Source organism: Parabacteroides chongii (assembly GCF_029581355.1).
Classification (GTDB): domain Bacteria; phylum Bacteroidota; class Bacteroidia; order Bacteroidales; family Tannerellaceae; genus Parabacteroides; species Parabacteroides chongii.
In genome coordinates, this window is sequence record NZ_CP120849.1 from 3,090,442 (window position 1) to 3,104,554 (window position 14,113).

Here is a 14,113-nt window from a genome sequence, read left to right on the forward strand (position 1 = left end):
TACCATGAAAGAAAATGAGAAGAAAGGAATCTCCCGTAGAGAGTTCCTCGGTTTGTCCGCATTGGGACTAGCCAGTTTTACAATCCTTCCCAGCTGGTCGATCAACGGCATTCGTATTGCGCCAAGCGACCGTGTTGTACTCGGTTTTATCGGATTGGGTCAGCAGGGACTATCCGATTTTACCAGTTTTTCCAATTGTCCAGGCGTGCAGGTAGCTGCCGGTTGCGATGTAGATTCCATGAAGCGTGAACGTTTTGCCCGCAGGATCATGGCATGGCAGAAGAAACAGGGTGTAGCGCAGCGTTGCGATAGTTATGAATTTTATGAAGATATGCTGGAACGCAAGGATATCGATGCTATCGAGGTGGCAACCCCCGACCACTGGCATGCGCTGACAACGATCCATGCCTGCCAGGCAGGAAAAGATGTGTATTGCCAAAAGCCGTTGGCTTATACCATTGCGGAAGGACTGGCGATGGTGAAAGCCGTTCGTGACAACAAACGGGTGTTGCAGGTGGGCAGCCAGCAGCGTTCGAGTGAAGAATTTCAGAAAGCGATCGAACTGGTCCGCAATGGCGCAATCGGTCATATCGAGAGAATATACGCCCGTGTCGGTGCGCCTCCCAAACCATTGGATTTGCCGGAAATGCCTGTTCCCGGCAATCTGAATTTCAATCAGTGGATGGGACCGTTGAACGATCCGAAAGTTCATTATCATCCCGACCTTTGTCCTCCTATCTCGCTTGATCCGGAACAGAACGAACAGTTATGGGGTGCGTGGCGCTGGTATCAGGAGACGGGTAACGGCTATACGGCGGACTGGGGTGCTCATATGTTCGATATTGCCCAGGCGGCTATCGGTATGGATGGTTCCGGGCCGGTTGAGTTCGCGCCGGCTGGCTATAACGGACAGAAGTATGCTTCAATGAAATATGCGAATGGCATTGTAATGACCGAACAACCTTATCGCGAGGATAACGAGAACGCGCAAGGATTGCAATTTATCGGTGATAAGGGTTGGCTGAAAGTGGCACGCGGTTATATCGAATGCTCTGATCCGTCGCTGCTGAAGACTAAAAAGAAAGAAGTGGGCAAGGGAGAATATGAAGTGAGCTCTCCTCATATGCAGAACTTTATCGATTGCGTCCGTTCACGTGAGAATCCGATTGCACCGGTGGAAGTGGGCTGTAGTACCAATACCTTGTGCTGTCTGGCGAATATTTCCCGCGAACTGAATCGTCCGGTGAAATGGAATCCTGCCACATTAAGCTTCGTCGACGATAAAGAAGCTGCAGCACACCGTTTATACTGGTACCAGTATCGCAATCCTTATACGTTGCCGTATTGGAAATGAATTTAGCAAGATATGAGCTATCTATCCAGTTTGTATTAAGGAACACAGATGACGCAGACGAGCGCAGATAAACGCAGATAATATATTGTTTTAAAGAAAATAAAAAGTCTGCGAGCATCTGCGTATTCTGTGTCATCTGCGTTCCCTAATACGATCTGAATAGGTTCAAATTTGATAAATATTGAATCTACCCTTTTCCTGCCTCTGCATTATTTCGGTATTGCGATGGGGGCATTCCTTTGATCTGTTTGAACATCGTGCTGAAATGACGGGGATATTCAAATCCTACGGCTTCGGATATTTCTGTGATATTCATCGTTGAATGGAGCAATAACAGTGAAGCCTTTTCAATACGGATCATATTGATATAATCATTTACTCCCATATTGGTCAGCGCCTTTAGTTTGGCATAAAGCGGCGTGCGGCTCATTCCCATTTGAGTAGTCAGGAACTTGACATCCAGTTCGCGGGAAGATATATTGTCATGGATCAGCTTATTCAGTTTCAGCATGAATTCTTCATCCAGGTTATTGGTCTGTGCCGGGATCGCTTCCGCCAAATGCAGATGGCTCTCTTTGTATTTCTGTTTGATCGCCTCCCTGTTCTTTAGCTGGTTGACGATAATAGCCAGCAACAGTTCCATATCGAACGGCTTGGAAAGGTAAGCATCAGCCCCGAGTTTGTATCCCAGCGTCGTACTGTCGAGGTCACCTCTTGCCGTGAGCAGTATCACCGGAATATGGCTGGTCGCCATGTCTTCCTTGATCCTTTTGCATAACTCATATCCGTTCATCTTCGGCATCATGATGTCGCTGACGATGATATCCGGATGCTTCTGGTTGATTATTTCGAGCGCATCCTCTCCATCGCCGGCTACATAGATGTTTTTGAAAGAATCGAGCAATGCTTCTTTCAGGAAAGAACTTAATTCCTTTTTGTCCTCTACGATGATGATGGAATAATTATTGGTAGAGAACGTTTCGGACTCGGATGATGTTTCAGCGGGGGACCATATATCCTGAAGGCTCTCTTCGTCTGTCTGTTCCTCGCTAGTTCCGTCTATCGGAAGTTCAAAGAAGAAAGTCGCACCTCCGTCGGCATTGTTCATTGCTCCGATGCTTCCGTTATGCTTCTCTATCAATAGCTTGGCAAAAGAGAGACCGATACCGCTTCCTGATTGCTCATGATTCCCCTGATAGTAGCGTGTGAAAAGTTTGTTCGCATCCAGGTTACCCAGACCGATACCCTGGTCGGCCACACTGATACGGGCTTTGCCGTCTTCCAGTTTGCTGGTAATCGTGATTGTCGTATCGGGCGAACTGAACTTCAAGGCATTCATCAGAAGATTGGATAAGACGGTGGTACATTTGGCTCCGTCGAATGTGACCTGATGAATATTCTCGTCCAGTCGGTATTCTATTCGGATATGGCGTGCTTCCAGTTCGCTTTCAAAATCTTTCGCAACGGAAATGATCCATTCGTTGAGTTGGTGAGGTGTCTTGTGCAAAGCTGTCTTTGTCTCTTTCAGGCTATTCATGTCCAGTACCATATTGATGGTATTTCGCATATCCAGCACTTGTTTGTATATGCCGGACAATTGTCCTTTCATGTTTTCCGGATCGTTCCACCCTTTTTTGTCGAGTATTCTTTTCAACGGGGCATAGATCAGCGTGAGCGGCGTGCGAAGTTCATGGCTTATATTAATAAGGAAGTGCACTTTCTCTTCATTGATCCTGTTGGCATGTTCTTTCATTTGCCACTGCATTTTTCTGTTTCTGCGCCGGCGTGATACGTGGTCAAACCAGAAGAGCATCAGGGTCAGCAGAATAATAAAAAGGACAAAAACATAAGGACGCTGATACCAGGGTGGAGTGACTGTGATATGAAGCACTTCGGTCGGTTCACTCCATTCCCCGCTTTTTGAGTTACAGGAAACCAGGATGGAGTAATCACCGGGTGCCAGCATGCGTAGGGAAAGGATATGATTGTATGTTTCAGTATATTGATTATCCGTACCGTTGATCATGTAACGGTATAGTTTGTTCCTGAACACATCTTTCTCCATAGAGATTACTTTTATTTCTATCGAGCTGTGTGTATGAGGAATGGTTATCCGGTTATTTCCACTGGATTCCAACTGGTCGATACATGAATTACCGTTCAGCAGGACATCCATCAGCCTTATTTCCGGTAAAGGTTCTTCTTTGGTAGATATGTTTTTATTGATACGAAGCAATCCGGAAGCTCCTCCCAAATAGATGTAGTCGGAAATGGAAGAGACTTGATATTTATAAATAAACTCATTCGTGGTATAGCCGTCCGACTCTCCCCAGGATGCAAACCGTTTCTTTTTCAAGTCGTACGAGAATAACATATTACGCGCACCGATCCAAAGTCTGTCCTGATCGTCCAACAGCAAGGTAGAGACACTGTTGAAGAGTTTGGTCTCGATCTTGGTGAATACCCTGGTCTTTGAATCGAAATAGCCGAAGCCATATTCCGTTCCGATCCAGAAGATACCGTTTTTATCGCGGGCAACCGCCTTGATGGCTTCATGTTCCCCTATGCTGAGAAGCGTATATAAGGTATCGTTGCCATGGTGAGCCTCATACAGTTTATTGCTTTGAATGATAAAAGCCGATTGGTCGTCGGTACAAACCATCTTCATCGGCCCGGTGGCTAACCTGCCTCCGTCGATTTTGAGGAACGAGTATTTGCCTGTCCGGTGATTATGGGTGACGGCGTTTTTACCGAGATAGTAAGACCACTCGTCTGTGATCCGGTAAGCCATCGAAGCATTGCCGCTATGGAACTGGTCGATTGTGGTAGCTTCATCGATGACATAGAAAGGACGGCTATAGCGTCCTGTTTCTTTGTTGAATAGGTAAAGACCTTTTGTATAGAGTGATACAAGTAATTCGGAATCGGAATAATCGGTAATGGATACGATTTTATCCCCGTAAGTAGCCGGATAGTGTTTGAACGTATCGGTGTAGGGATTGTACTGGTTAATACCTCCTCCGTCCGTACCCAGCCATAAACGTCCTTTCTTGTCTTCGTGGATACTGCTGACCGATATATCACTCAGTCCGTTGGTGTTGTTACGGGGTACATCTTTATATGTTTTCATGAAAACCTCCTTGATGCCGATCATGCCGCCCCGTACGGTACCTACCCAGATATTTTCCTGTTTGTCTTTATAAATACATTTGACGGAGTTTACCGGCAGAGTACTCATGTCTCCCGGCGTATGCATGATAGCGGTAATATCGGAAGGATGATCCATATCCATGATATTGATGCCTCCTCCGTCGGTCGTGATCCAAAGTTTATTGTTTATCTCCATGAAATCGAGGACCAGGTTCGTGTTTAGTTTGGAGTTTTCCGCATGGATATCGTAAAGTTTTTCTCCGTTTGGGGCGTAGCAGACAAAACCTTTGTTATAGGTAGAGAGATAAAGTCTTTTCTTGCTGTCGAGGTAAGCGGCGTTCAAATTTTTCTGAACCGGATAGTTTGTGTCGGATATCTGTCCGGAAACCGGATTATATCTGAGGACTCCTTTACTGATGGAAATAAGGAGTAATTCTTCTTTATCCCAGCGTTTTATATAATGGGGAGAAAAATTGGAGGAATCTTTCGATAGAATCTGTCTTTTACTGAATGTCTTCTTTTTATAATCATAGGAGAATAGTCCGTCGTTGGCTGTAAACAGGATGGAGCCGGAAAGCGGATAAAATGAGTTCGACAGGATTGGTTTGCCTTCGAATAATAGGGGGCGAAACGAGTCACTGCTTTTATCGTATAGGGTCAATCCGTTATTGGTCGAAATCCATATATTGTTGACAGAATCTTCTGCAATGAAATAGATGGTATTTCCGGGTAGAGAGTTTGGATTGTCTTTTTCATGGTAATAACTTTTCATATCATACCGGTCGAAACAGTTCAGACCGGAAGCAGTGCCGATCCATATTAATCCTTTGTTATCAGCCAGGATACAATGGACGGTAGTTTGCGACAGTCCTTTGTCGAGACCCAACTGCTGGAAATAGTAGCTGGGATTGGCCCCCCGTCCATAACCGATGCAGGTGAAAAACAAGAACAAAATGTATAATATCCTAAAAATAGAGTTGTTTCCCATCGTATTCCATTCTAATATCCGCAAATGTACTAAAACATGTCCAAAGATGAAAGTATTCGGCATAATCAGAACTTTAGGATGGTTTTTGACATGAAAAGTACATTTGTTGACACCGGAGCAGGACGGAAAATGCAACTTTGCCTTTGCAATTATTAACTAATGAAGACCGCTAATGGAGTGAGTTATGAGTTGAGTTATTTTTGGAGTGGAATGACCACTATTCTTTATTTGTCTTGAGAACTTTATTTTATTATCATTTAAAATTAGATTTTATGAAAAAATCCCTTGTAACATTGTTACTGATGTTATTCTGTTGTGCAGTTTATGCGCAGCAAAATGTGAGTGGTGTTGTTATCGAAGAGGCAACATCGGAACCCTTGGCCGGGGCCGCCATTCAGGTGAAAGATTCACAGAGTGGTACGATTGCAGATGCGGAAGGTCGCTTCACGCTTTCTGTATCGCCCGGACAAACGTTACTGATATCCTATATCGGTATGATTCCCCAGGAAATTCTGGTGAAAGGAAATATGACTAGTTTAACTATTAAAATGCTTAGTGACGCAGTGGATATAAACGAAGTAGTAGTGGTAGGCTATGGTGTACAGAAGAAAGTGAATCTGACCGGTTCGGTTTCTTCGGTGAAAGGCGAGGCGCTGGAGCTTCGTCCGGTAGCTGATGCTGTGCAGAGTCTGCAGGGAATGGTGCCGGGGTTGCTGGTTAGCAATTCCAGCGGCGGCCGTCCCGGAGGTACCGGTACTTTGACATTGCGTGGACAAGGAAACCTTGACAATAACGCTGCACCTTATATCTTGGTGGACGGTGTGGAAATGAGCCTTTCGGATGTGAACCCCAGCGATATTGAAAACATATCGGTATTGAAGGATGCGGCGGCTTGTGCTATCTACGGTGCGCGTGCAGCTTACGGGGTGATCCTGGTGACTACCAAGAAAGGGGAAGAAGGTAAAATGCGTATCAATTACCAGGGAACGGTAGGTTGGAGTTCGCCGACAGTATTGCCGGATATGGTTAATTCGTACGACTTTGCTCAATACTGGAATGCGGGTGTTACGAATGCCGGCTCACCGCGTTTGTACAGTGACGAAAAGCTGGCTTTGCTGCAACAGTATATTAATGATCCGAGCAGCGTAAATCCGTGGTTTGAACTGCCTGCCAATGCTAATATGAACCCGGCTTTCGAAAACTCGGAGTCAGGAGTAGGTAATGTGAACTATTTTGATCTGCATTATAAGAACTGGGCTTTCAAGCAGAATCATAACATCAGCCTGAGCGGTGGCGGTAAAGCGGCACAATATTATATCTCGGGAGGATATTATTCGGAAGACGGTATCCTTCGTTATGCCGATATGGATTATAAACGTTATAATTTTGCGGCTAATATCACTTCACAGCTGACCAGCTGGATGAAGTTGAAAGTAAATTCCAAATTCATGCACTCCGACCAGAATACCCCGTTCGGTGACGGCGGTATCAGCGAAGGTTTCTATCATTCGCTGGCACGTTTCCGCCCGACGGTTTCGCCGATCGACCCGAACGGAAACTTTACGGAGCTGACAATGATCCCGTACTTGCAGAGCGGTACTTATACGAATACACAGCGTGATAATATGAACCTTACCGCCGGTCTGGAAATCCAGCCGATGAAGAACTGGTTTATCTTCTTCGACTATACGTATAAAATGGGTAACAAGGAATATGAAGCCCTGAACGTCAGCCCGCTTATTTATGGAGCCGACGGTGTGAGTACTTCTAAAGGGGTACGCTCGGAGTTAGGTATGTCGCCTGATGGTAAATTTACCCGCAGCTATGACCGCTCACGTTATCAGTCGATCAATTTGTACACAAATTACCTTTTCAGCATTGCTGAAAAGCATAACTTTACTGTAATGGCTGGTTTCCAGGAAGAAGATTATGACTATAGCCTGATGAAGAACTCCATTACAGGATTATATTCAACCAGCAACCCGAACGTGGGAATGGGAACAGGCGACAAGACCGTTGTCGATACTCGTAACGGCTGGGCTACCCGTGGTTTCTTCGGACGTATCAATTATGATTACGATGGTCGTTACCTGGTTGAAGTGAACGGTCGTTACGACGGTTCTTCCCGTTTCGCTTCCGGCAACCGCTGGGGATTCTTCCCTTCCGTATCGCTGGGATGGAATATCACGCGTGAAGAGTTTATGAGCTCTGTTACAGATGTGTTGTCTAACCTGAAGCTACGTGGTTCTTATGGTTTGCTGGGTAATCAGGCAGGTGCCGCCCTCTATACTTTTGCGGCAACCATGTCTTTGAACAACGGTTTAGGTAATTATATCTTCTCCGACGGACGCCATATCTTTACAAAAGCGCCGGGTGTAGTAAATCCGAATACAACCTGGGAGAAAGTGGAAAGTAAGAATATCGGTATCGATTTCGGTTTCTTAGGGAACTCTTTGACCGGTACGTTCGACATTTTCCAGCGCGATACGAAAGATATGTTAGGCCCTGGTGTCGACTTCCCTGATTTCTTCGGAGCCGATGCTCCTAAAACAAATAATGCACGTATGCGTAACCGGGGGTGGGAGTTGGCTTTGAATTATCGCGGACAAATCAACGGTGATATTCAATATACTATCGGCGGTTCAATCTCCGATGCCACTTCAGAAGTGACCGAATATGCCAACCCGACCGGAACGAACCCGAATGACAATTGGTATACAGGTAAGAAAGTGGGTGAAATCTGGGGTTATCGTGCCGACGGTCTGATACAGACACAGGAAGAAGCTGACGCTTATAATGAAAAATATGATATGTCGTTTATCAGCGGACGTCCCTGGACTCCGGGCGATGTGAAGTATCGCGACCTGAATGGCGACAATAAAGTTAACAAAGGAACCAACACATTGGATGATATGGGCGATATGACGGTGATCGGTAATACGACCCCGCGTTATCAATATACAGTGAACGGTTCTATCAGTTGGAAGGGCATAAGCCTGAGCATGATGTTCCAGGGTGTAGGCAAACGTGACTGGAATCCGGGAACAGGTGCTTATTTCTGGGGAAGCGGTCCGTATGCACAGGTAACTGTGTTCAAGGAACATCTGGATTACTGGAGTGAATCGAATCCGGGTGCTTACTATCCGAAACCCTATATCCATACGGCAGGTGGTGTTGTTCCGTTCCGTGATAAAACGATGACGACCAGCGACCGGTATATTCAGAGCGGTGCGTATTGCCGTCTGAAAAACCTGACAGTAAGTTATGACCTTCCTGCAATCTGGACGAACAAAATCGGTTTGCAGAAGGCACAGGTATTCTTCTCCGGTGAGAACTTATTGACTTTTACAAAGTTGAAAGGCATGTATGACCCGGAAGCGATCTATACAAAGAATGATTATACCAGTGAAGGTGGTAAGAACTATCCGATGAACCGGGTAATATCTGTGGGTTTAGTTGTTAACTTATAATTTAGAGATCTTATGAAAAAAAGAAATATATTTTTAGGCTTGATCCTGGCTTTCAGCCTTACATCTTGCTTTGATTTAGATAAAATGCCGGAAGGTGTGCTTTCTACTGCACAGCCTTTCAACAGTACCGGCGAAATGAGAAACTACCTGGATCAGTTCTACCAGACAGGTGCAGCTTATGGTAGCGGCCTGCGTGCACAGGATTTCGGTGCCGGTGGAGGTGGTAATATTGCCGGGTATGATACACACAGTGATAATATGTCGTCCAGCTCGGTAAGTTCCCGTCTGGCCGGGGAGACCACATTGAGCGGAGCTTCCAAGTTGTCGAACTATACAGGTATCCGTAATCTGAACTTTTTACTTAATAACTTAGGTAACTGCGCAGAAGAGGGAACCTCGGAGTATAACCAGTATGTAGGTGAAGCCTACTATTTCCGTGCCTGGTATTATTATCAGATGTTTGTGAATTATGGTCCCCTGACATGGGTCAGCACGCCGCTCGATCCGGACGAAGGTGCCATGCAACTTCCCCGCGACAGTCGTACGGTCGTAGCCGACAGTATCCTGGCGGATCTGGATAAGGCGATCTTTTATCTGAACGAACAGAATAACAGTGGCTCGATGCGTGTGCACAGAGACGTAGCCCGTGCCCTGAAGAGCGAAGTCGCCTTGTTTGAAGGAACCTGGGAGAAATATCACAAAGCAAAGGGGGATAAGTTTTATGATCCTTCGGTAACGGACGAAAAGATAAAGAGTTATTTCACACAAGCCATAGCTGCTGCCAAAGAGGTGATGGATCGTGGTGTATGGAAGATTTATACAACCGGAAATACGACGAACGATTACCGTCAGATGTTCCAGACAACAGATTTATCCGGTAACCCGGAAGTCCTCTGGTTTAAGATGTATGACGGCGACCAGATCGGAAACAACGTGAACCGTTACCTGAACCAGGGTGGCGGAGGTGTCGGCGTGACAGCTTCATTGGTAGACGATTACCTGACTATCGACGGAAAGCCTTTTGTGGGTAATGCACTGATAGAATCTAAGAAGGTATTCGGAAACGAACTATTGCCAACCGTTCGCGACCCGCGTCTGGTACAAACCATTTGTGCACCGGGACAGCAACTTCGTCCGGACGATGCACCTCCATATTACGTGGTTCCGCCGCTGATCGGTTCCTCTGCCTATAACCAGAACATGACCGGTTATTCTTTATTGAAGCATGTGCAGATCGATTATACCGGTAGTCTGGATGCAGAATTTAAGGGGGCAACACCTGCTATTCAGTTCCGTTATGCCGATATCCTGTTAAATTACGCAGAAGCGATGGCTGAATTGGATGGAGCTGCCAATTCTCAAAATATTATCGTAGCTTTGCAACCGTTGCGTGACCGTGTTGGTATGCCTGCCGTTGACTTTGATCGGGAATATAATCAGGAATCCGATTATCCTTTCCGTCATTTGAATAAATATATTCAGGCTGTGCGCCGTGAACGCCGTATTGAAAAAGCTTGTGAAGGCCGTCGTCTGGAAGATATCCTGCGTTGGGCTGCTGCCGATGAACTGATTGTCGGTAAGTGGGCGAAAGGTGCTCTTTTTGTAGGAAGCAACTTGCAGAATCATCCGGAGTTTGATGGTAAGCTGGTGTATGACCAGCCTTCCGGAAATAATCTTTATCTGACAGGAAAGCCGGGTGATGCTTTACGTTATGTAGTGCCCAGCAATCCGGCCGGTTACGAGCAAGGATGGAAGTTTAATGTCGGTCGCGACTATCTGTTACCTATTCAACCTCGTATGCTGTCGCTGACAGGAGGTAAATGGGAACAGAACCCAGGGTGGTAAACTCATTTATATAAGCAAGATATATGAAAAACGTTAGATCTACAGTATTATTTTCTTTAACAGGAGCAGCGATGTTGGCATCGCTGCCCTCCTGCAAGGAGAAAGAGGAGAACAAAAAGCCGATGAACATCCTCTACATCATGTGTGATGACCATTCGTACCAAACGATTAGTGCGTACGATAACCGGTTCATCGAGACACCTAATATTGACCGTATCGCCAAAGAAGGGGTCCGTTTTACCAACAGCTTTGTTGCCAACTCGTTAAGCGGCCCGAGCCGTGCTTGTTTGCTGACCGGTAAGCATAGCCATAAAAATGGCTTTACCGACAACACACATACTTTCGACGGTGCACAGCAGACGTTCCCTAAATTATTGAAGCAAGCTGGTTACCAGACTGCTGTCGTAGGTAAATGGCATCTTACTTCCGATCCGACCGGATTTGACTATTGGAATATCCTGACCGGACAGGGAGACTATTACAATCCGTATTTCATCGACAACGGTGAGAAGAAACAAATTGAAGGATACGCCACCAATATAACGACCGATCTGGCAATCGATTGGCTGGATCAAAAGAGGGATAAGGAGAAACCGTTCTGCCTGCTCCTGCATCACAAGGCTCCGCACCGTACCTGGATGCCCGATACTTGCGACCTGGAGTTGTATAAGGACGTTGTTTTCCCTATTCCGGAAACATTCTATGACAAGTATGAAGGTAGAATCGCTGCTTCCCAACAGGAAATGAGCATCATCAAGGATATGGACCTTGTCTATGACTTGAAGCTGGCCGACAAAGAGAATGAGATCCATTCTAATCCGGGACTGGAAAAGGCCGGCCGTGCAATGTACAACAAGCTCAATGCTGAACAAAAGGCTGCCTGGGATAAACATTACGATCCTATCATCAAGGAGTTCAAGGAAAAGAAACTTTCCGGTAAAGCGTTGGCAGAGTGGAAATACCAGCAGTATATGCTCGACTATATTCGTGTGATCCATTCTGTAGATCGCAATGTGGGCCGCGTACTGGATTACCTGGAAAAGAACGACATGCTGGATAATACGATCATTGTTTATACTTCAGATCAGGGCTTCTATATGGGTGAACATGGCTGGTTCGACAAACGTTTCATGTATGAAGAATCTTTCCGTACACCGATGCTGGTTCGTTATCCGGGTGGAATAAAGGGTGATATACCTGAAATGGTTCAGAATATCGACCATGCTGCTACTTTCCTGGAACTGGCCGGTGCTCCGATACCGGAAGACATTCAGGGCGATTCTTATCTGCCGTTGCTGAAAGGCGAACATCCGAAAGACTGGCGTACCTCTTTGTATTACCATTATTATGAATTCCCTGCGGAACATATGGTGAAACGTCATTACGGAGTACGTACGGATCGTTATAAGTTAATGCATTTCTACGACGATATCGATGTATGGGAATTGTATGATCTGCAAAACGACCCGATGGAGATGAATAACCTCTATAACAAACCGGGTACGGAAGAAGTAACCAAGCAGTTGATGGACGAACTTCACAAGCTGCAGAAACAGTACGACGACCCGATCGAATCAGAACTGGCAAAGAAGAGCTGATTTTATAACTGTAAAATAAATGTGAGAGGATGTCCCTGAGTGGGCATCCTCTTTTTGTTTTCTTATCTATTATCAGATTAAATACAAAAAAAGAGGCTCACTTTATCAGTGAACCTCTGCGTGTGTGCTTTTCCGTGGAGCATATCGGACTCGAACCGATCACCTTCAGACTGCCAGTCTGACGCTCTAGCCAGATGAGCTAATGCCCCGGGGTTGGTTTTCGAGTGCAAATATAGAGGTTTTCCTGATATATTCGCTATCTTTGTGTAAGAAATTTGGAGAAAAAGAATATGATCGTTTATAATACAACATTCAATATAGAGAATGATATCCTTACTGAGTGCATAGAATATCTGAAAAAGAGTTATATACCTCGTGCTGCAGCCAGCGGATTTTTAAGAACACCTTACTTACGCCGTATCTTACAGGATGAGACTGAGGATGCGAGCAGTTACTCGGTGCAGTTCCATGTAAAGAATCCGGAGACACTGGAATACTGGATGCAATCGGAAGGCCGTGCCCTGCAACAGGAGTTGATTACACGTTTCGGAACCAAGATCGTTGGGTTCAGTACCTTACTGGAAGAAATAGACTGGGAGAATGATTAAAGACCGTGTTATATTAGGTATAGACCCCGGAACGATCGTGATGGGATACGGTGTCCTGAAGATCGAAGGGAATAAACCTAAACTTGAGGCTATGGGCGTACTGCAACTGAACAAGTACGAAGATCATTACCTGCGCTTAAAGAAGATATTCGAACGTGTACTGGCGCTTATCGACCAATATCATCCTGACGAATTGGCAATCGAGGCGCCGTTCTTCGGAAAGAATGTGCAGAGTATGCTGAAGCTGGGAAGAGCACAAGGCGTTGCCATGGCGGCAGCTTTGGAACGGGAAATCCCGATCTTCGAATACGCACCGTTGAAGATCAAAATGTCTATTACCGGTAACGGGAATGCAGCGAAAGAACAAGTGGCAGGAATGCTACAACGTTTCCTGCATATTCCCGAAGAGTCGATGTTACCCCAATTGGATGCGACCGACGGATTGGCAGCCGCTGTATGTCATTATTTCCAGACGAATAATCCTATCTCGGAGAAGAAGTATACCGGCTGGAAAGACTTTATGGCAAAGAATCCCGGTAAGGTGAGGAAATAAAAAACTCCGGTCCCTGTTAAACCAAGGATCGGAGTTTCTTTATTATGGAAAGAAATTATCTTTTGCCAAGCTTATGATCCAAAAGAATTGCATGATGTTCTCCATACATTTTCAGTTGGTCTACAATAGCCTTTGCCGATGATTCTTCTTCTACCTGTTCGCGAACGAAACCATATAAGAAGTCTTTGGCAGCATGATCGTTGTCGGCTTCGGCGATGTCAACCATCTTGTCGATCAACTCTGATACATGCACTTCGTGTTTGTAGACATGTTCGAATACTTCCAGCGGAGTACCCCATGCAGTCGGAACGACATTAATCTGATTTATAGTGATGTCACCCCCGCGGTCGATAGCGAAATCGATCATCTTGTGGGCATGTTCCATTTCTTCTTCTGCCTGTTTTCTCATCCAGTGCGCACAGCCGTTCAAGCCTGCTTTTTGGAAATAGATTGACATTGACAGGTACAGGTTTGAAGACCACATTTCTGCTTCTACCTGTTCATTGAAAGCTTTTGATAAGTTCCTACTTAAGATCATAATGTTTAC

The 14,113-nt window shown here is 45.6% G+C and carries 8 protein-coding genes and 1 tRNA gene; 6 read left to right on the top strand and 3 right to left on the bottom strand.

Annotated elements, in window-relative coordinates; genetic code table 11:
• The first annotated feature begins 4 nt into the window (after positions 1 to 4).
• Complete coding sequence (locus P3L47_RS11395) at positions 5 to 1,354, top strand: Gfo/Idh/MocA family protein (protein ID WP_122360846.1); 1,350 nt, start codon at positions 5 to 7, stop codon at positions 1,352 to 1,354.
• A gap of 187 nt (positions 1,355 to 1,541) precedes the next feature.
• Here P3L47_RS11395 and P3L47_RS11400 read toward each other — a convergent pair whose 3' ends face one another.
• Entirely contained in the window at positions 1,542 to 5,492 is a 3,951-nt protein-coding gene (locus tag P3L47_RS11400) for a two-component regulator propeller domain-containing protein (protein WP_277780857.1), read from the bottom strand.
• 272 nt (positions 5,493 to 5,764) lie between these two features.
• On the opposite strand from P3L47_RS11400, the gene P3L47_RS11405 reads away from it, so the two are divergent.
• The 3 genes from P3L47_RS11405 to P3L47_RS11415 are packed head-to-tail and all read left to right on the top strand — an operon-like array spanning position 5,765 to position 12,405.
• Complete coding sequence (locus P3L47_RS11405; protein ID WP_277780858.1) at positions 5,765 to 8,962, top strand: SusC/RagA family TonB-linked outer membrane protein; 3,198 nt, start codon at positions 5,765 to 5,767, stop codon at positions 8,960 to 8,962.
• A gap of 12 nt (positions 8,963 to 8,974) precedes the next feature.
• Positions 8,975 to 10,807: a RagB/SusD family nutrient uptake outer membrane protein gene (locus P3L47_RS11410; RefSeq protein ID WP_122360844.1), complete on the top strand. Its 1,833-nt coding sequence runs from the start codon at positions 8,975 to 8,977 to the stop codon at positions 10,805 to 10,807.
• Between the two features lie 23 nt (positions 10,808 to 10,830).
• Positions 10,831 to 12,405, top strand: a complete 1,575-nt coding sequence (locus P3L47_RS11415; RefSeq protein WP_075556306.1) for a sulfatase family protein — start codon at positions 10,831 to 10,833, stop codon at positions 12,403 to 12,405.
• A gap of 135 nt (positions 12,406 to 12,540) precedes the next feature.
• On the opposite strand, the gene P3L47_RS11420 is transcribed toward P3L47_RS11415, so the two are convergent.
• Positions 12,541 to 12,614, bottom strand: a tRNA-Ala gene (locus P3L47_RS11420).
• An 81-nt stretch (positions 12,615 to 12,695) separates the two neighbouring features.
• Here P3L47_RS11420 and P3L47_RS11425 point away from each other — a divergent pair.
• Positions 12,696 to 13,013: a DUF4286 family protein gene (locus P3L47_RS11425; protein WP_075556307.1), complete on the top strand. Its 318-nt coding sequence runs from the start codon at positions 12,696 to 12,698 to the stop codon at positions 13,011 to 13,013.
• Positions 13,006 to 13,566, top strand: a complete 561-nt coding sequence (gene ruvC, locus P3L47_RS11430; RefSeq protein WP_075556308.1) for a crossover junction endodeoxyribonuclease RuvC — start codon at positions 13,006 to 13,008, stop codon at positions 13,564 to 13,566. The genes P3L47_RS11425 and ruvC overlap by 8 nt, the downstream gene beginning before the upstream one ends.
• Before the next feature lie 55 nt (positions 13,567 to 13,621).
• Here ruvC and P3L47_RS11435 read toward each other — a convergent pair whose 3' ends face one another.
• Positions 13,622 to 14,104 (bottom strand): ferritin, encoded by a 483-nt coding sequence (locus tag P3L47_RS11435; protein ID WP_075556309.1) that lies wholly within the window; start codon positions 14,102 to 14,104, stop codon positions 13,622 to 13,624.
• Between the last annotated feature and the right edge of the window lie 9 nt (positions 14,105 to 14,113).